The organism is Corallococcus sp. CA041A (assembly GCF_003612075.1).
Taxonomy (GTDB): Bacteria; Myxococcota; Myxococcia; order Myxococcales; family Myxococcaceae; genus Corallococcus; species Corallococcus exiguus.
Window position 1 is genome coordinate 20,589 of sequence record NZ_RAWF01000072.1, and the last position, 16,534, is coordinate 37,122.

Annotated in this window: 16 protein-coding genes and 1 pseudogene; 11 read left to right on the forward strand and 6 right to left on the reverse strand. The window is 70.2% G+C overall.

Annotated features, from left to right (window positions below):
• Position 1 precedes the first annotated feature (1 nt).
• Positions 2–1,522: a TatD family hydrolase gene (locus D7V77_RS45700; protein ID WP_120577022.1), complete on the reverse strand. Its 1,521-nt coding sequence runs from the start codon at positions 1,520–1,522 to the stop codon at positions 2–4.
• 138 nt (positions 1,523–1,660) lie between these two features.
• Between D7V77_RS45700 and D7V77_RS15275 the strand changes: the two genes are divergently transcribed.
• Positions 1,661–3,133, forward strand: a complete 1,473-nt coding sequence (locus tag D7V77_RS15275; RefSeq protein WP_120577023.1) for a PD40 domain-containing protein — start codon at positions 1,661–1,663, stop codon at positions 3,131–3,133.
• Between the two features lie 348 nt (positions 3,134–3,481).
• Here the strand turns inward: D7V77_RS15275 and D7V77_RS15280 are convergent, their stop codons facing one another.
• On the reverse strand, positions 3,482–3,730 hold the full coding sequence (locus D7V77_RS15280; RefSeq protein ID WP_120577024.1) for a hypothetical protein: 249 nt from the start codon (positions 3,728–3,730) through the stop codon (positions 3,482–3,484).
• Between the two features lie 365 nt (positions 3,731–4,095).
• On the opposite strand from D7V77_RS15280, the gene D7V77_RS15285 reads away from it, so the two are divergent.
• Positions 4,096–5,058 carry a DHHA1 domain-containing protein gene (locus D7V77_RS15285; RefSeq protein WP_120577025.1) on the forward strand — a complete coding sequence of 321 codons (963 nt, stop codon included), beginning with the start codon at positions 4,096–4,098 and terminating at the stop codon, positions 5,056–5,058.
• 10 nt (positions 5,059–5,068) lie between these two features.
• On the opposite strand, the gene D7V77_RS15290 is transcribed toward D7V77_RS15285, so the two are convergent.
• Positions 5,069–5,650, reverse strand: coding sequence for a nucleoside triphosphate pyrophosphatase (locus D7V77_RS15290; protein WP_120577026.1), 582 nt, complete (start codon positions 5,648–5,650; stop codon positions 5,069–5,071).
• A gap of 105 nt (positions 5,651–5,755) precedes the next feature.
• Between D7V77_RS15290 and D7V77_RS15295 the strand changes: the two genes are divergently transcribed.
• Together D7V77_RS15295 and D7V77_RS15300 are read left to right on the forward strand one after the other, a co-directional pair.
• Positions 5,756–7,009, forward strand: a complete 1,254-nt coding sequence (locus tag D7V77_RS15295; RefSeq protein ID WP_120577027.1) for a metallopeptidase family protein — start codon at positions 5,756–5,758, stop codon at positions 7,007–7,009.
• 8 nt (positions 7,010–7,017) lie between these two features.
• Complete coding sequence (locus tag D7V77_RS15300; protein ID WP_120577028.1) at positions 7,018–8,196, forward strand: class I SAM-dependent rRNA methyltransferase; 1,179 nt, start codon at positions 7,018–7,020, stop codon at positions 8,194–8,196.
• A 33-nt stretch (positions 8,197–8,229) separates the two neighbouring features.
• Here the strand turns inward: D7V77_RS15300 and D7V77_RS15305 are convergent, their stop codons facing one another.
• Both D7V77_RS15305 and D7V77_RS15310 read right to left on the reverse strand, forming a co-directional pair.
• The gene (locus D7V77_RS15305) at positions 8,230–8,727 is read right to left on the reverse strand and encodes a caib/baif family protein (RefSeq protein WP_120577036.1); all 498 of its coding nucleotides are present in this window, start codon (positions 8,725–8,727) and stop codon (positions 8,230–8,232) included.
• 28 nt (positions 8,728–8,755) lie between these two features.
• Positions 8,756–9,316 (reverse strand): hypothetical protein, encoded by a 561-nt coding sequence (locus D7V77_RS15310; RefSeq protein ID WP_233597000.1) that lies wholly within the window; start codon positions 9,314–9,316, stop codon positions 8,756–8,758.
• A 34-nt stretch (positions 9,317–9,350) separates the two neighbouring features.
• Here D7V77_RS15310 and D7V77_RS15315 point away from each other — a divergent pair, with 34 nt between their 5' ends.
• The 4 genes from D7V77_RS15315 (at position 9,351) to D7V77_RS15330 (ending at position 14,004) form a co-directional block, all read left to right on the forward strand.
• Positions 9,351–11,417 carry an ATP-dependent helicase gene (locus D7V77_RS15315; protein ID WP_120577029.1) on the forward strand — a complete coding sequence of 689 codons (2,067 nt, stop codon included), beginning with the start codon at positions 9,351–9,353 and terminating at the stop codon, positions 11,415–11,417.
• A gap of 169 nt (positions 11,418–11,586) precedes the next feature.
• Positions 11,587–12,033 carry a 50S ribosomal protein L13 gene (rplM, locus tag D7V77_RS15320; RefSeq protein ID WP_120577030.1) on the forward strand — a complete coding sequence of 149 codons (447 nt, stop codon included), beginning with the start codon at positions 11,587–11,589 and terminating at the stop codon, positions 12,031–12,033.
• Between the two features lie 7 nt (positions 12,034–12,040).
• A complete protein-coding gene (gene rpsI, locus D7V77_RS15325; protein WP_120549158.1) occupies positions 12,041–12,442 on the forward strand; it encodes a 30S ribosomal protein S9 in 402 nt (133 codons plus the stop codon).
• Positions 12,443–12,585: 143 nt separating this feature from the next.
• The gene (locus D7V77_RS15330; protein WP_120577038.1) at positions 12,586–14,004 is read left to right on the forward strand and encodes a type IV pilus twitching motility protein PilT; all 1,419 of its coding nucleotides are present in this window, start codon (positions 12,586–12,588) and stop codon (positions 14,002–14,004) included.
• A gap of 30 nt (positions 14,005–14,034) precedes the next feature.
• Here D7V77_RS15330 and D7V77_RS15335 read toward each other — a convergent pair whose 3' ends face one another.
• Entirely contained in the window at positions 14,035–14,772 is a 738-nt protein-coding gene (locus tag D7V77_RS15335) for a hypothetical protein (protein WP_120577031.1), read from the reverse strand.
• A gap of 35 nt (positions 14,773–14,807) precedes the next feature.
• Here D7V77_RS15335 and D7V77_RS15340 point away from each other — a divergent pair, with 35 nt between their 5' ends.
• The 3 genes and pseudogenes from D7V77_RS15340 to D7V77_RS15350 form a co-directional block, all read left to right on the forward strand.
• Complete coding sequence (locus tag D7V77_RS15340) at positions 14,808–15,314, forward strand: regulatory protein RecX (RefSeq protein WP_120577032.1); 507 nt, start codon at positions 14,808–14,810, stop codon at positions 15,312–15,314.
• Between the two features lie 12 nt (positions 15,315–15,326).
• On the forward strand, positions 15,327–16,097 hold the full coding sequence (locus tag D7V77_RS15345) for an outer membrane protein assembly factor BamD (RefSeq protein ID WP_120577033.1): 771 nt from the start codon (positions 15,327–15,329) through the stop codon (positions 16,095–16,097).
• Positions 16,094–16,534, forward strand: a pseudogene (locus tag D7V77_RS15350) (hypothetical protein); the annotation flags it as partial. The gene D7V77_RS15345 and the pseudogene D7V77_RS15350, both read left to right, overlap by 4 nt.

The following is a 16,534-nucleotide window of genomic DNA, read 5'->3' on the forward strand; positions in this document are numbered from 1 at the left end:
GCTACCGCGTGGACGCGAGCCGGCGCACCACCACGCCCGCGGCGTTCATGCCGAAGGCGGAGGTGACGAACGCCACGCTGCCGTCAATCTGCGTGCGGTGGTCGCAGGTGTGGAACTCGTTGTCCTGCGGGCAGACGCACAGGAAGCCGTCGGTCGCGTCGTCGTAGTTGAGCGGCACCGGCTGCCGGCGCGTCTCGATGGAGTACACGGCGGTGATGCCCGTGTGGCGCTCCGTCTCCACGCCGTACTTGCGCTTGAGCAGCTTGCGGATGTCCTTGGCGAACGGGTCCATGTGCGTCTCGCTCAGGTCCTCCACGCGGATGGCCGTGGGGTCCAGGCGTCCCGCCGCGCCCATGGAGCTGACCACCGGCAGGCCCAGCGTCACGCACCGGTGCAGCAGGTGCAGCTTCGCCTTCACGTTGTCGATGGCGTCCACCACGAAGTCGTAGCGGCCCGCGGGCAGCAGCGTCTCCGCCAGCTCCTCGCGGTAGAACTCGCGCAGGGCCTCCACCTTCGCCTGCGGGTTGATGTCCTGGCAGCGCTGGGCCATCAGCTCCGCCTTCGACTTGCCCACCGACTTCACCGTCGCGTGCAACTGGCGGTTGGTGTTGGTGACGCACACGTCGTCGTGGTCCACCAGCGTGAGGCGGCCCACGCCGCTGCGCACCAGGCCCTCCGCGGTGAAGCTGCCCACGCCGCCCAGGCCGAACACCACCACGTGCGCGTTGGCCAGCCGCTCCATGGCGTTGTCGCCCAACAGGCGCCGGGCAGTCTCGGTCGTCCGCTGGGCGAGCGCCTCCACCGGCTCTCCCAGCACGTGCGCCATGCCCGCGAGGATGTGGGGCAGGTAGCCGGGTTCGGACCGCTGCCCCCGGAAGGGCGTGGGCGCCTGGTCCGGCGAGTCCGTCTCCGCCACCAGCCGGTCCGCCGGAATCACGCGCAGGGCGTCCAGCGGCTTGCGCGCCTCCGCCCAGGTCACCGGGCCCGCGAAGGAGAAGTGGCAGCCCTTCTGGATGTAGAAGCGCGCCAGCTCCGCGCCGCCGCTGTAGCTGTGCATCAGGATGCCGGCCTCCGGCCACGGCTCCGCTTTCAGGAACTCCATCATCGCCGGGTGCAGCCGGTGGCAGTGCATCAGCACCGGCAGCCCGTGCTTGCGCGCCAGGGCCAGGTGTCCGCGCAGCACCGCCAGCTGCCGCTCCAGTGGGGCGCCGGGGAGGGACGGGCCATCCAGGCCGCACTCGCCCACCGCCACCGCGCCGCCTTGCGACAGCAGCGCGTCCAACCGCTCCAGGTGCGCGCCGTCATCCTCCGCTGGCAGGTCCGGCAGGAACTGGGGATGGATGCCCAGCCCCACCTGGATGCGCGCGTCCTTGCGCGGCAGCGCGAGCAATGGCTCCCACGTGTCCGGGCCCACCGCCGGAATGAGGATGCCGTGCAGGCCCGCGGCCCAGGCGCGCGCGACAACGCTGTCGCGGTCCGGGTCGAAGCGCGAGGCGTCCAGATGGCAGTGCGTGTCGATCATTGAGCACCCTTCTTCTCAATCCAGTTCAATCACCGACAGCCTCGGATGCCATGCCCTTCAAGGCCTGCCGGCACCCGTGAACGCGAAGCTAAGACGCGCCCCCTGACTTTGGAGCATCGCGACCTGGGAGGCGTGGAAATGATCAAGCGAGTGGTGTTGGGGGCGTTGTTCGGGGCGCTGACGGTGCTGGGGACGGGCTGCGGCGACGAGTGCGTCGATCAGTTCGACTGCCGTGACAAGGGCGCCGCGCCGGCGGGCCAGGAGTGGATCTGCAACGCGGACGACAAGTGCGAGCTGCAGAACCTCGTGCTCCCGCCGGAAGAGGACGCGGGCACGGAGGTTGATGCCGGCACGGAGGTCGACGCGGGCACGGAGGTTGATGCCGGCACGGAGGTCGACGCGGGCACCGAGGACGCCGGGACGGAAGTCGATGCCGGCACCGACGCGGGGATGAACGTGGCCAAGGGCGGCGCGTGCACCGCGTCCGTGGAGTGCATGGCGGGCCTGCGCTGCGAGGCCGCCACCTGCCAGTCGCTCCTCATCGCCGTGACGGGCAACGACGGCGGCACGCGCGCGCTGGTGACGGAATACGACGTGCCGGGGATGACGTCGCTCAGCGCCGACGGTGTCGCCAGCGCCTACCCTCGCTTCGGCCCGGACGGCGCCCAGGTGGCCTTCGTGCAGGGCGACGTCACCGCCGCCGCGGGTGAGCTCGCGGTGCGCCCGGTGCCGCTCACGGCCGCCGCGCCCACCGTGCTGACCACGGGCACGGCCTCCAGCAGCACGCGCATCCGCTACATGGAGTGGGAGCCGGGCAACCTCATCACCTGGGTGCGCGGCAGCACGGGCATCTCCACCATCGCGGCGACGGGCGGCTCGCCCACGCAGGCCACCGTCAACGGCACCTTCCCGGACCTGGCGCCCAACGGCACGGACTACGCCTACAGCGCCGCGGGCAACGGCATCTACGTCTCCACGGGCGGCGGCGTGCCGGCTCCGCTGGCGGGTTCGCCCACCTCGGGCGAGCAGCCGCACTACAACCGCACCACCTCGCAGCTGCTCTTCCTGGCCAACCCGGACAACCTCACGGTGACCTTCGGCACGGACACCACCCCGGTGCTGCGGCTGTACTCGCTGCCGGTGACGGGTGGCGGTACCCCGGCGCTGCTCGCGGACAGGACCTCCGATAGCGCGACGGGCGGCACCGTGGACTCGTACATCGCGAACCCGAACTGGGCGCCGGATGGCAGCTGGGTGGCGTACGTGCGCGCCTACTACCAGAACATCAATGGCGCGGCCACGCTGTGCGGCAACACCGGCGCGACGCTGTGCGGGACCACGCCGGGCAACGTCATCTTCCTGCAGCGCGTGAACACCACCACGGGCGCGGCGGACGGCGCCCCGGTGAAGCTCGCCGACAACGCCACGCTGCCGTCCTTCTCCCCGGACGGTCAGCTCGTGGCCTACGTCTTCGGCGGAGCGCTCTACGTGCAGCCCATCGACCCGGCCACCGGCCAGCCCACCGGCACCCTCATCCAGCACCCGAAGGACACGTACACGGTGCTGACCAACGAGGGTGACGACTACCGCCCGCGCTGGCAGCCCCGCTAGTCCCAGGCACCCAAAGCCCCGCGCTCCGGGGTTTCCCGGCCCGTGTTCCCGGTTTTACGAGGGAGCACGGGCCTTCGTGTTTCAGGTGCGAAGCGCGCAGCACACCCGGCGCGAAGTGACGAACGCGGGCAGTCCAGGGTCCGGATGAACCCCGAGCGGCTCCATTACCCAGTCCAACGGATCCAGGTTCCAGGACGAAAAGGAGGGGAGAAGGACTCCACCCGCGCTCACGCGAAACGCGGCACCTGGTGGAGAAAGGCTGACAGCCGTGTCGCGACAGCTCCGCGCCCGCGCGCTCCGTTTCAGCGGAGCACGGCCTGGGCTTCGCGGGGCCGGGACGCGGGCGCTTCAGCCTTCGACGACGATGCGGCGGCCCAGCGCGCGGGTCATCTGCGGGGAGGTGACGAGCTCCAGCACGCCGCTCATCTCTCCGCCCGCGGTGTCGAACGCCGCCGCGATGACCTCGCCGAGGGTGAGCTGGGCCTTCTGCGCCGCCACCCGCGCGCGCTTCGCCGTGCGACGCAGCGCGGGCATCACCCGCCGACCCTGCCGCCGCACCGTGCCACCCTTCGTCTTGCCTGCGGTCCGCTTCGCCATGGTTCCTCCCGCTACTGCCGATACGCGGGTGAGTACCTCGTCGGTCTGACACCATGCAGGCGAGGTGCCAGGGCTCAGCCTCCCCGTCAGGTCCCTGAATCCAGGGGTTTTCCTCGCGGGTAGCGGGTTTCCGAGGGGCGGAAGGGCCTTCCTTTTTTCAGCCCTTCAGGGTCGTTCCTCGTTCTGTCGAGTTTTTCGTTCATCCAGCGCGGTGATTTCCACGCATCGTTCAATGGAGCGCACCGTCTGAGGCCGTGCGACGACAGGGCTGGGTCGGGTGTCACCCCCTGGCCACAGCCCCTGCGGGCAGGCGACCGCGGTGCGGCTGGGCCGCGGCGGGGATTCGCGGTAGAGGGCGGGCGCCCATGCGAGTCCAGGTCCTCTTCCACGACAACTGTTTCGACGGCGCGGCCAGCGCCGCGGTCTTCACCCGCTTCTACCGGGAGCGCGTGCGCGCCGACGCGACGTTCAGCTACCGGGGCCTCGCCCACAAGCCGGGGGCGGAGGGCATCGACCCGGCCGTCTTCACGGGCGACGAGAACGTCATCGTCGACTTCCGCTACAGCCAGGACGCGCGGCTCACCTGGTGGTTCGACCACCACGCCTCCGCCTTCCAGCAGCCCGGCGACGAGCCCCACTTCCAGCGCGACACCAGCGGCAAGAAGTTCCACGACCCGCATCGCAAGAGCTGCACGCTGTACCTGGCGGACGTGGCGCGCGAGCGCTTCGGCTGGGACGCGTCCCCGCTGAAGGACCTGCTGCACTGGGCGGAGATCATCGACGGAGCGCAGTTCCCCAGCCCCCAGATGGCGGTGGCGCTGGAGGAGCCCGCGCTGCGCATCATGACGGTGCTGGAGGCGACGAAGGACGACACGCTCATCCCGGAGGTCATCCGGCGCATGCAGACGGACTCGCTGGCGGACATCGCCCGCTCACCGCTCATCGCCGCCCCGCTGGAGCCGCTGCTCTTCAAGCACCAGCGCAACATCGACCTCGTGCGTGAGAAAGCCCGCTACGAGAACGGCGTCGTCTCCTTCGACCTGGTGGACGAGGGCGTGGACAGCCTCAACAAGTTCATCGCGTACGCGCTCTATCCGGACGCGCGCTACACGCTGTGGGTGGGGAAGGGCGCGTCGCGCGCCAAGGTCTCGCTGGGTTCCAACCCGTGGCGGCCGGAGACGCGCAAGCACGACCTGGCGGCCATCGCCGGCCGCTACGGCGGGGGCGGCCACCCGGTGGTGGCCGCGGCGAGCTTCAAGGCGGACCAGGCCGACAAGGCCCGCGCCGCGTACCAGGAGATTCTCGCGGAGCTGTCCGGCGCGCGCTGAGCGCCGGGGCTTAGGGGCGGGCGAAGAGGTCGAAGCCCGCCTGCCGGAGCAGCCGTACCACCGATAGCATGGGCAGTCCCTGCACGTTGGTGCGGTCGCCCTCCAGCTTCTGGAGCAGCGCCTGCCCCCGGCCCTCCACGCGGTAGCTGCCCGCGCAGCCCTCCCACTCGCCGGTGTCCAGGTAGCGCTCCAGCTCCTCCGGAGGGACGGGGAAGAACGTCAGGCGCGCGTCCTCCAGCGTCTCCGAGTGATGGCCGCCCGGCCCCAGCAGGCACACGGCGGTGTGGATGACATGGGTGTTCCCCAGCAGGCGCGTGAGCTGCGCGCGCGCCGCGTCCCGGTCCTGGGGCTTGCCCAGCACGTCGCGGCCCACCTCCACCAGCTGATCCGCCGCCAGCACCCAGGACTCCGGGTGGCGCTCCTGCACCGCGCGGGCCTTGCGCACGGCGAGCATCCGCACGGCCTCGTCGGCGGGCATGTCCTCGGGGACTTGCTCGTCCACGTTGGGGGCTTCGGTGCGGTAGGGCACGCCCAGCCCGTCCATCAGGACTCGTCGCGCGCTGGAGGTGGATGCCAGGATGAGGTCTCTCATGGGAGGCCGGAGGGTAATGCAGCCGGGGAGGGGATGGGACCCCTCAGGCGGGCAGGCACGTCCCCGCTTCCTGTGCATGGGGCGGATGCCATAGCCTCCCCGCCCATGTCGCGGCGCGGTCTGCTCGCTGTCTGTCTCCTCCTGCTCGCCTCCTGCAAACGGCCCCCTCCGGCGAACGCCGACGCGGGCACGGATGCGGGCACGGCCACCACCGCAGTGGCGGCTGACGCGGGCGCGCTCGCGGAAGGCCCCGTGGACGCGGGCCCCCTCGCCTCCGTGAGGCGCCCGGACGACGCGGTGGCGGAGGTGCACCCGCTGGCGGTGTGCGACGCGCGGGGTGGTGCGCCCCTGGACGCGGCCCGCGACTACTACGACTCCGGCCACTACGAGGAAGCACTCTCCTGCGCCGCGCAGGCCGCCGCGCAGGAGCCGGACCTCGCCGCCGCCCACGCGGAACGGGGCTCCGCGCTGGCCGCGCTCAACCGCGAGCCGGAGGCGCAGCTCGCCTACGCCCGAGCGCTGGCCATCGACCCCGGGGACGCGGACGCGCTCCTGGGCGCCGCGCACCTGTACGCGGTGCAACTGCCCTCCACGCGCGAGCGGGACGAACTGGGCGCCCTCTACGCCGAGCGAGGCCTGTCCCAGCCCTCCACGCCCCCGGAGCTGGTGCCGTCGCTGGCGCTGGTGGCCGCCATGGCCTTCAACGACCTGGGACAGGCGGAACAGGCGCTGGACCGCGCCGCCATCGTGCTCGCCCGCGAGCCGGGCAACGCCGAGGCGAAGTACGAGAAGGCCCTGGCCCTCTTCGAGCTGTGCCGCTTCCGCGAGGCGAAGGCGGCCTTCGCGTCGCTCCTGAAGGACAAGGACCGCGCGGCGCACGCGCACCAGCACCTGGGCCTGCTCCTGGAGCGCGAGGGCCAGTGGGCCAAGGCGGACGACCACTTCCAGAAGGCCCGCGCGCTGGAGCCCGAGGACTTCCCCCCGCCGCCCCTGCCGTCGGCGGACGAGTTCAAGGCCCAGGTGAAGCGCGCGCTGGCGGACCTGCCCGCGGACATGCGCCAGGACCTGGAGGGCGTGCCGGTGGCCACGGAGGAGATTCCCTCCGAGGACGACCTGCTCGCCAACCAGCCGCCCCTGTCGCCCACCATCCTGGGCCTGTTCCGGGGGCCCTCCCTCCAGGAGCCGTGCGACGGCTCGGAGACGCCCTGCCGCTCGGTGGCCCTCTACCGGCGCAACCTGGCCCGCGCGGTGCGCACCCCCGAAGAGCTGCGCGAACAGATTCGCGTGACACTGCTGCATGAAATCGGGCATCTGCGCGGGGAAGACGACGAGGAACTGGCCGCACGCGGCCTGGAGTGAGCCCCGACATGCCTTCCCTTCCCACTGCCCGGGTCAGCCTCAAGGGCGCCAAGACACTGCGTCGCGGTACCCCCTGGGTGTACCGCACGGAGCTCACCGATGCCCCCGCCACCGACACCCCGGGCGCGGTGGTGGCCGTGGTGGACCCGCAGGGTAATCCCATCGGCCAGGCGCTCTACGCCCGCCGCTCCCCGCTTGCCCTGCGGCTGCTCACGCGCAAGGGGCCGAATGAAGAGAAGGTGGATGACGCCTTCTTCATCCGCCGCCTGGAGGCCGCGCTCGCCCGTCGCGCCGTTCTGCCGGGGCGGGACGGCCTGCGCCTGGTGCACGGAGAGGCGGACCTGCTCCCCGGCTTCTTCGTGGACCGCTACGGCCAGGGCCTCACGGTGCAGACGCTGTCGGAGGGCATGGACGCGCGCAAGGAGATGCTCGCGCGCGCGCTCGTAGAGAGGACGGGCGCGAGCCACGTCGTGTGCCGCGACGACGCCTCCGGCCGCGACTTCGAGAGCCTGCCCCGCGAGGTGCGCCTGCTGCACGGCGAGGGCGCCGCGCGCTTCACCTACCACGAGGGCGACAACCGCTTCGAAGTGGACCTGCTGGGCGACATGAAGACGGGCGCGTTCCTGGACCAGGTGGACAACCACCTGCGCGCGGGCGAGCTGGGCCGTGGCGAAGCGCTGGACTGCTTCAGCTACCACGGCGGCTTCGCGCTCGCGCTCGCGAAGCACTGCACGTCGGTGCTCGCGGTGGAGCAGGACGCGAAGGCCTCCGCGCGCATCCAGACGAACGCGGAGGCCAACGGCCGCGCCAACGTGAAGGTGGAGAACGGCAACGCGTTCGACGTGCTGCGCCGCTTCGACCAGGAGGGCCGCCGCTTCGACACCATCGTCCTGGACCCTCCCGGACTGGCCAAGCGCCGCGAGGGCCTGGCCACCGCGCTGCGCGCCTACCACGAGCTCAACCTGCGCGCGCTGCGCTGCCTCAAGCCGGACGGCCTGCTGGTGACGTGCTCGTGCTCGGGGAAGCTGGACCGGCAGGGCTTCGAGTCCATGGTCCTGGACGCCGCCGCGGACGCGAAGCGCCCGGTGCAGATCCTGGAGCGGCGGGGCGCCGGCCTGGACCACCCGGTGCTCGCGGGCCTCACGGAGACGGAGTACCTCAAGGCCCTCTACGTGCGCGCCCTGTAAGGCAGGGCGCGGCGGGGCAGGGGGCTGGAACCGCTACGGGATGCCCAGCTCCTTGCGCAGCCGGCCCACGACCTTGAAGTACTCGGTGCGGGAAAAGCCCACGTTGAGGATGTGGAAGTCCTTCTTGGACAGCCCCACGCAGCCGAAGCAGTAGTTGCAGTCCTGCAGGTTCTTGCTCAGCACCACGTACGCGCTGCTGGAGCAGTTCTCGCTCTGCACGCAGTAGGCGCACGCGTGGCAGTTCTTGCACTCCACGCAGTGCGAGCAGTTGGTGCACAGCTCGCACCGCGTGCAGTGCGTGCACTGGTGGCAGCTGTCGCAGTCCTTGCAGAACATGCAGTTGGCGCAGCGCTGGCAGCCCTCGCACGCGTAGGAGCCGGGGTTGCCCGGGTCCACCGCGTAGCTCTTGGACAGCTTCTGGAACTGGTCCATGAACTCGCGCTTGCCCAGGGACGACACGCCCAGGCGCGCCGCCTTCTCCTGCTCCAGCAGCTCCTGGGCCGTCTGGGTCCGCGACCCCTTGTCCTTCACCGCCACAAACGCTCCTTGGACTCTTGAATCACTGCAGCTGGGCCAGTCCGGCCAGGTCGATGCCTCGCGCCACCCGCCGCACCTCCACGGTGCTGGGGAAGCCGCGGCTGGTGACGGCCACCACGAACCGCTCGCCTACCAGGAGGTTCGCCTCCGCGACGGCCTCGTCCGCGTCATAGCGCACGAAGCCCACGGCCTCCTTCCACTGGATGGGCGCCGTCGGGTCGCTCGCCGCGCGGCCCTTCGCCTTCTGCGCCGCCTCGCGGATGGCCTCCCCCAGCTTCAACCCCATGGTGGTGTCCACGATGCGCACCTTCACCTCGCGGCCTTCGCCCCGGGTGTAGGTGCGCTCCGCCTCCGACACGGACACCTCGCCGTACTTCCCCGTGGAGCCCGCGGTGGAACCCACCGTGAAGCCCTCCAGCGACTCCGGCAGGAACGGCGCCAGGTCCTTGAAGTACACGCACGGTGCGGCGGTCGTCACCACGTCGCGCGGGGTGGGAGATGTCGTGCGTTCGTCGTCACGGCATCCGCCGCCCACGCCGAGCGCGAGCGATGCGATGGCCAGCCGTAGGAAATAGTCGCGCACGAACGAATCAAAGGGTATCCCTGGCCCGCGCGCAATGGACCTTTCGAAGCTCAATCCTCCTCAGCGCGAGGCCGTGGTGACGCTCCAGGGCCCCCTGCTCGTCCTGGCGGGCGCGGGCAGTGGAAAGACGCGGGTCATCACCCACCGCATCGTCCACCTGCTCAACGAGCGGCCGAACCACATCATGGCCCGCAACATCCTCGCGGTGACCTTCACCAACAAGGCCGCCACGGAGATGAAGGAACGGCTCATCCACATGGCCGGGCCGCGCGCCCAGGGCGTGCTGGTGTGCACCTTCCACGCGTTCGGCGCGGAGGTGCTGCGCGAGGACATCCACCGGCTGGGCTGGCCGAAGAAGTTCGCCATCGCGGACATGGGCGACCAGCTCTCCATCATCCGCCGCGCCATGCGCGAGAATCGCATCGACGACCGCGCCTTCGACGCGCGCAAGGTCCTCACCCTCATCTCCAAGGCGAAGAACTCCGGCGAGGCGCCCCAGCCCAAGCCGGAGGGGATGGGGGACGACTACGACCTCATCACCTCCATGGTCTTCGCGGACTACCAGCTCGCGCTCAAGGCGCAGGGCTCGGTGGACTTCGACGACCTGCTGGTGCTGCCCGCGCGCCTCTTGCGCGAGCACCCGGACCTGCACCGCAAGTACACGGCCCGCTTCCAGTACCTCCTGGTGGACGAGTTCCAGGACACGAACCACGCCCAGCTGGATCTGCTCAAGCTGCTCGCGGGCGAGGCGAGGAACGTGTGCGCGGTGGGGGATGACGACCAGTGCATCTACTCCTGGCGCGGCGCGGAGGTGCGCAACATCCTGGACTTCGAGCGGCACTTCCCGGGCGGCAAGGAGGTGCGGCTGGAGCAGAACTACCGCTCCTCCCAGCGCGTGCTGGACGCGGCCAACGCCGTCATCGCCAAGAACCCGGAGCGCAAGGACAAGCGCATGTGGACCGACCGCAAGGGCGGTCCGCTGGTGAAGGTGGTGGCGTGCCCCAATGATGAAGAGGAGGCCCGCTTCATCGCGCACGAAATCCAGAAGCACATCTCGCTGGGCGTCCCCGCGGACGACATCGCGGTGCTCTACCGCACCAACGGCCAGGCCCACCCGGTGGAGGAGATGCTGCGCGAGAAGAACATCGCCTACGAAGTGGTGGGCGGCAGCGAGTTCTTCGACCGCAGCGAGGTGAAGGACGTCATCGCGTACTTCAAGGTCCTGGCGAACAAGCTGGACGAAATCTCCCTCATGCGCATCGTCAACGTGCCCTCGCGAGGCATTGGCGACGTCACCATGGAGCGGCTGCACGCGCACTCGCGCGCGGAGGGCGTGACGCTCTGGACGGCGATGCGCCGCGCGGACACCTATGACGACCTGCCCTCGGGCGCGGGCGGCAAGGTGCTGGAGTTCGTGGAGATGGTGGAGCGCTACCGCGACGCCTTCACCCAGACGCCCCGCCTGTCGGAGGCCACGCACAAGCTGCTGGAGGAGATTGGCTTCCGCGAGGCCACCCGCGCCAAGGCCGTCTCTGGCACCGCCGCGGACAAGAAGCTCAAGGGCGTGGACGGGGTGCTCGCGTCCCTGGAGAAATTCGAAAAGCGCGAGGGCCCCAAGGCCAGCCTCCTCACGTACCTGAACCGCCTCAGCCTGGACACGCGCCAGGAAGAGGAGGACGTCCCGGGGCAGAACAAGCGCGTGACGCTGATGTCCCTGCATGCCTCCAAGGGCCTGGAGTACCGGCTCGTCTTCTTCATCGGCATGGAGGAGGACCTGATGCCCCACGGCGGCATGCAGGGCGAGGCGCAGAACCTCGAGGAGGAGCGCCGCCTCTGCTACGTGGGCATCACCCGCGCCAAGGAGCTGCTCTACCTCACCCGCTCCACCGTGCGCGTGAAGCGCGGCAAGGAGGTCCCCCGAACGCCCTCGCGCTTCCTGGAGGACCTGCCCCCGGACGCCTTCGAGATCGTGGACATGGACGCGCCGCGTCAGGGACCTCCGGACGAGAAGGAGAAGAACTTCTTCGCCAACCTGAAGGAGCGCTTCAAGAAGCCCGCCGCCGGGGGGCCGGGCCCGGGCACCCCTGGCCGGGCGCCCTGAGGGGTCCCCCGTACGCCCAACCTTGACTTGATCCCGCCGTCCTACTAGGAGGGTCAGCCTTTCCGGGCTTCTGTCGGAGTTTTGGACGGAGGACCCGCGGTTGGTTACGCACGAGCACGCGGCCCCTGGCATGCACCTGGGCGCCGCGCCGAAGTCTGGAGTGCACGAAATGTCGCAGAAGACCTACAGCGCCAAGGCTGGGGACATCAAGCGCCAGTGGCACGTCATCGACGTGTCCGACAAGGTGCTTGGTCGCGCCGCCAGTCAGATCGCCACCCTCCTGAAGGGCAAGCACAAGCCGACGTACACCCCGTCCATCGACACGGGTGACCACGTCATCGTCATCAACGCCGACAAGGTGAAGGTGACGGGCACGAAGGAGACGGACAAGCAGTACTACCGTCACCCGTACGCCGGTTTCCCGGGTGCCCTGAAGATCACCAACCTCCAGAAGCTGCGCCAGCGTCACCCTGAGGACATCATCCTCAACGCCGTGCGCCGCATGCTGCCCCGCAATGCCCTGGGCCGTCAGATGATGACGAAGCTCAAGGTGTATGCTGGTGACACTCATCCGCACACCGCGCAGAAGCCGGTGGCGTTCAAGGTCGAGGCGTAAGACAACCATGGCGATCAATCCTGAACTCGGTTTCTACGCCACGGGCCGCCGCAAGGAGGCCACCGCTCGCGTCTGGCTGCGTCCTGGCAACGGCGCTGTCGTCATCAACGGCCGCGACATCAACGAGTACTTCGGCCGTGAGACGTCGAAGATGGTGCTCAACCAGCCGCTGGAGATCCTGGAGCAGAAGGGCAAGCTCGACGTCACGGTCAACGTGCGCGGCGGCGGTCTCTCTGGCCAGGCCGGTGCCATCCGTCACGGCATCGCGCGCGCGCTGTGCGCCTTCAACCCGGAGTTCCGTCCGGCGCTGAAGAAGGCCGGCTTCCTCACCCGCGATGCTCGCGCGGTCGAGCGCAAGAAGTACGGCCAGCCCGGCGCCCGTCGTCGGTTCCAGTTCTCCAAGCGCTAATCGCGCTTGTCGGCCAGCTGTCCGGCCGTTCGTCGGCGGGGGTTTCCTTCGGGAAGCCTCCGCCGTCGTGCTTTGCGGGCAAGCGGGTGGGCGTCGCCCCGTCGCGACGCGCGCGGGCGTTCTGCTACCATCCCGGCACCCTCATGGAACTCAACGAAATCCTGCAGATCGCCCTGCGCGGCGGAGCCTCCGACATCCACCTGAAGGCGGGCCTGCCGCCCATGTTCCGCGTGGATGGTTCGCTGGTGCCGCTCAAGGACGGCCGCCGCCTGCCTCCGGAGGAGGTGGCGCGCATGGCGTTCGGCATCATGAACGAGTTCCAGAAGGAGAAGTTCAAGGTCAGCAACGAAGTGGACCTGGCCTACGGAGTGCCGGGCCTGGGCCGCTTCCGCGTGAACGTCTTCCAGCAGCGCGGCACGGTGGGCGCCGTGCTCCGCGTCATCCCCTTCAAGGTGATGACGATGAAGGACCTGCTGTTGCCCCCGGTGTTGGAGAAGGTGTGCGGCGAGGAGCGCGGCCTGGTGCTGGTGACGGGCACCACGGGCTCCGGCAAGTCCACCACGTTGGCGGCGATGATCGACTACATCAACTCCAACGAAACCAACCACATCATGACCATCGAGGACCCCATCGAGTTCCTCATCCGCGACAAGCGCTCCATCGTGAACCAGCGCGAAGTGGGTGTGGACACGATGAGCTTCTCGCAGGCCCTGAAGTCAGCGCTGCGCCAGGACCCGGACGTCATCCTGGTGGGCGAAATGCGCGACCACGAGACCATCGAAACGGCGCTCCACGCCGCGGAGACGGGCCACCTGGTGATGTCCACGCTGCACACGCTGGACGCCACGGAGACCATCAACCGCATCGTGTCCGCGTTCCCCCCGCACCAGCAGAAGCAGGTGCGCCTGCAGCTCTCCAGCGTGCTGCGCGGCGTGGTGAGTCAGCGCCTCGTTCCGCGCGCGGACGGCAAGGGCCGTGTGGCGGCGGTGGAGGTGCTGCGCGTCACCGCGCGCGTGCGCGAGATGATCGAGGACAAGGACCGCACGAAGGAGATCCACGACGCCATCTCGCAGGGCACGGACTCCTACGGGATGCAGACGTTCGATCAGTCGCTGATGAGCCTGGTGCGCAACGGCCTGGTCACCTACGAAGAGGCCCACCGTCAGGCCAGCAACCCGGACGACTTCGCGCTGCGCTTCTCTGGCATCAGCGGCACGTCCGACTCGAAGTGGGACAACTTCGACGCCAAGGCCGGCGAGGAGCGTCCCATCCCGGGCTCGGCGTCCTTCGCGCAGAAGGGCGCGCCCGCGCAGGCTGCCCCCGTGGCGCCCACGCCCGCGCCGGTTCCCCAGGCCCCGCGCCCCGGAGCGCCCATGGCCGCCCGGCCCATGACGCCTCCGCCCGGCGTCGCGGCGCCGCGTCCCGCTACTCCGCCGCCCGGCGTCGTCCAGGGCCGGCCGCTGCCTCCGCAGGTGGCGGCCCGTCCGCCCACGCCCGCCCCGGTGGCCGCGCCCGCTCCGGCGGCTGGCGGCGACGACGACTTCCAGATCGAACGCTTCTAGGAAACCCGGTGCGAAGGGGGAGGGCGCCGCTCAGGCGTCGTCGTCCCCCAACTGCGCACGCAGCCGGCTGAGGCGCATGGGCCCGATGAGCCCCTGGTGCGCCAGCGTCTGGAGCAGCGACACGGTGGCGCGCACGCGCGCGTCCTGCGCCTCGTCGGACTCCTGGAGGACCTCGTTGTCGAGCAGCGTCTCCAGGTGCTCCGGATTGATGGACGTGGGGCCTTCCGCCCAGGCGATGTCGAACAGCGCCCGCGCCATGTGCTCGCGCGCCTTGCGGTCCGCGTCGTTGGGCGCGGCCTTGGCGAACGCGAGGAACAGCGCGTCCACGGACTCCTTGGACAGCGCGGCCAGGGCGGGCACTTCCCCCAGGGACTCCTTCACGTAGTCCGCGTCGAAGTTGTCCACCTCCTGCTCGTAGCCGAAGGCCTCCTCCAGCAGGATGGACGCGAGGAAGGAGTCCGACTCCTCGTCGCTCGCGCCCTCCTCCTTCAGCGCCTCGCGCGCCTTCTGCGTCGCGGCGGACAGGGACTCGTCCTGCGTGAGCGCGCGGGCGGCGGCGTGCGCGGCCAGTAGCACCAGCGCGGCCTGGGCGTCGGAGGACAGCGCGCGTCCGCTCACGCCCTGCAGCATGGCCTTCTGCCTGGGGTTGGCGTTCGCGGCGGTCGCGAAGTGCTGCTCCTCCGGAGTCAGCGGTTCCCCCGCCTTCTCCTTGCGGAGCGTTTCCCTGGCGGCGTCTGCGGTGAGGAAGCGGGCGAGGATGGGGTGCATGGCGGGGCCTGTTACCACATGGTAGGGACTCCGCGATGGTTGACGAGCCCGAAGGCCCCGAGGCTGTCCAGCGCGCCACCGATGCCTGCCTGCGCCTGCTCAAGGCGCGCGGCCGCAGCCGCCATGAGCTGTCGCTCGCCCTGGAGCGCAAGGGCTTCTCCGAATCCGTGCGCGAAGCGGTGCTCGCCCGCCTCGCGGAGTGGGGCTACCTGGACGACGCGAAGTTCGCGCGTGAACGCGCCCAGGCCCTGCTGGGCAGGGGCAAGCTGGGCCCCCGGGCCGTGCTTCAACGGCTCCAGGCCCACGGGCTGGAGGGCACGGAGGCACGGCGGGCACTGTCGGAGGCCAAGGACGCGGTGGGCTTCGACGCGCTGGAGGCCGCACGGCAGGTGCTGGAGCGTCGGCGCCTGGCTGGCCGCCCGCTGGACGCGAAGGAGCAGGCGAGGGCGGGGCGGCTTTTGCTCAGCCGGGGTTTCGCGCCGGACATCGTGACCCGGCTGGTGGGAGAACCTTCGCTGGACCCCTCCGGGCAGGACGAATAGTTTGGAGGCGTGATGCGCTCCGTCGTCCTCGTCCTGTCCGCCCTGATGTTGTCCGCCTGTGCCGCCCTCTCCGCGGGGCCCGCGGGCGAGCCTGATTACGCCACCATGGCCGCGGAGAACCTGGCGCTGGGCGAGGCCGCCATGGAGGACAACGACTACTTCAAGGCGGAGAAGTACTTCGACCACGTCCGCGCCAAGTTCCCCTACCTGGAGGCCGCGCGCGAGGCGGAGCTGAAGCTGGCGGACCTGGACTTCGCCCGGGAGATGTACCCGGAGGCGCGCGAGAAGTTCGACTCCTTCATGCGGCTGCACCCCACGCACCCCAAGGTGGACTACGCCGCCTACCGCGCGGCCCTCTCCTACGTGCAGGAGTTCCCCTCGGAGTTCTTCGCCCTGCCGCCTTCCTACGAGAAGGAGCAGAAGCCCATGTACGACGCGCTCCGGGCCATGAACGTCTTCCTGCGCCAGTACCCGGATTCGCAGTACGTGAAGGACGCCACGGCGCACCGGAATGACGCCCGCCAGCGCCTGGCGCGCCATGAGCTCTACGTCGCGTCCTTCTACGCGAAGCGCGAGCGCTGGAAGGCCGTGGCCCAGCGCCTGGAGGGGCTGCTCAAGGACTACCCGGGCACGCCGCTGGAGGAGGAGGCCCTCTTCGACCTCCACAACGCGTACGTGAAGCTCAACGACACGGAGCGCGCCCAGAACACGCTGCGGGAAGTCGTCAAGCGCCTGCCGGGCACGCCCGCCGCCCAGCGTGCCCAGAAGATGCTGGGCTCGTGAGGCGCTCGGAGGACTGGGGCCGGCTGGGGGGCATCGGCATCGCCGTGCTCGCCGCCGCCTGCGTCCTCCTGTTCCTCGGCTCGCGCCTCCTGGGCGCGGCCGCCGGACCGGAAGCGGAGATCATCACCACCCTGAAGCAGGCCGAGCACGACGGCGTGTCCCTGCCCGTGCCCGGTGCACAGGCTCCGCTCGTCTCCCGGAAGCTCCAGTACGCCCGCATCTCCGTCTCCGTGGCGCCGGATGGCCAGCGCGCGGAGGCCTTCGCCACGCTGGACTTCGAGGGCGCGCTGGGCGCCACCACGGTCAGCACCGCCGGCGTGGAGGCGGTGGCCTTCACCCGAGCGTCCGGCCGGTGGAAGCCCACGTCCTCGGTGGCGCCGCGGCTGGTGGCGGTGGTGGCTGCGCTGGAGGCGCGGCGGCAGGCCCTGGCGCAAGGG

What these genes read in the sequence shown, in the direction of transcription:
- D7V77_RS15300 (WP_120577028.1), top strand. Translation starts at nt 7,018, where the DNA reads ATGCCTTCCCTTCCCACTGCCCGGGTCAGCCTCAAGGGCGCCAAGACA.
- D7V77_RS15330 (WP_120577038.1), top strand. Translation starts at nt 12,586, where the DNA reads ATGGAACTCAACGAAATCCTGCAGATCGCCCTGCGCGGCGGAGCCTCC.
- D7V77_RS15285 (WP_120577025.1), top strand. Translation starts at nt 4,096, where the DNA reads ATGCGAGTCCAGGTCCTCTTCCACGACAACTGTTTCGACGGCGCGGCC.
- D7V77_RS45700 (WP_120577022.1), bottom strand. Translation starts at nt 1,522, where the DNA reads ATGATCGACACGCACTGCCATCTGGACGCCTCGCGCTTCGACCCGGAC.
- D7V77_RS15345 (WP_120577033.1), top strand. Translation starts at nt 15,327, where the DNA reads ATGCGCTCCGTCGTCCTCGTCCTGTCCGCCCTGATGTTGTCCGCCTGT.
- D7V77_RS15315 (WP_120577029.1), top strand. Translation starts at nt 9,351, where the DNA reads ATGGACCTTTCGAAGCTCAATCCTCCTCAGCGCGAGGCCGTGGTGACG.
- D7V77_RS15340 (WP_120577032.1), top strand. Translation starts at nt 14,808, where the DNA reads ATGGTTGACGAGCCCGAAGGCCCCGAGGCTGTCCAGCGCGCCACCGAT.
- D7V77_RS15295 (WP_120577027.1), top strand. Translation starts at nt 5,756, where the DNA reads ATGTCGCGGCGCGGTCTGCTCGCTGTCTGTCTCCTCCTGCTCGCCTCC.
- D7V77_RS15335 (WP_120577031.1), bottom strand. Translation starts at nt 14,772, where the DNA reads ATGCACCCCATCCTCGCCCGCTTCCTCACCGCAGACGCCGCCAGGGAA.
- D7V77_RS15280 (WP_120577024.1), bottom strand. Translation starts at nt 3,730, where the DNA reads ATGGCGAAGCGGACCGCAGGCAAGACGAAGGGTGGCACGGTGCGGCGG.
- D7V77_RS15275 (WP_120577023.1), top strand. Translation starts at nt 1,661, where the DNA reads ATGATCAAGCGAGTGGTGTTGGGGGCGTTGTTCGGGGCGCTGACGGTG.
- rplM (WP_120577030.1), top strand. Translation starts at nt 11,587, where the DNA reads ATGTCGCAGAAGACCTACAGCGCCAAGGCTGGGGACATCAAGCGCCAG.
- rpsI (WP_120549158.1), top strand. Translation starts at nt 12,041, where the DNA reads ATGGCGATCAATCCTGAACTCGGTTTCTACGCCACGGGCCGCCGCAAG.
- D7V77_RS15290 (WP_120577026.1), bottom strand. Translation starts at nt 5,650, where the DNA reads ATGAGAGACCTCATCCTGGCATCCACCTCCAGCGCGCGACGAGTCCTG.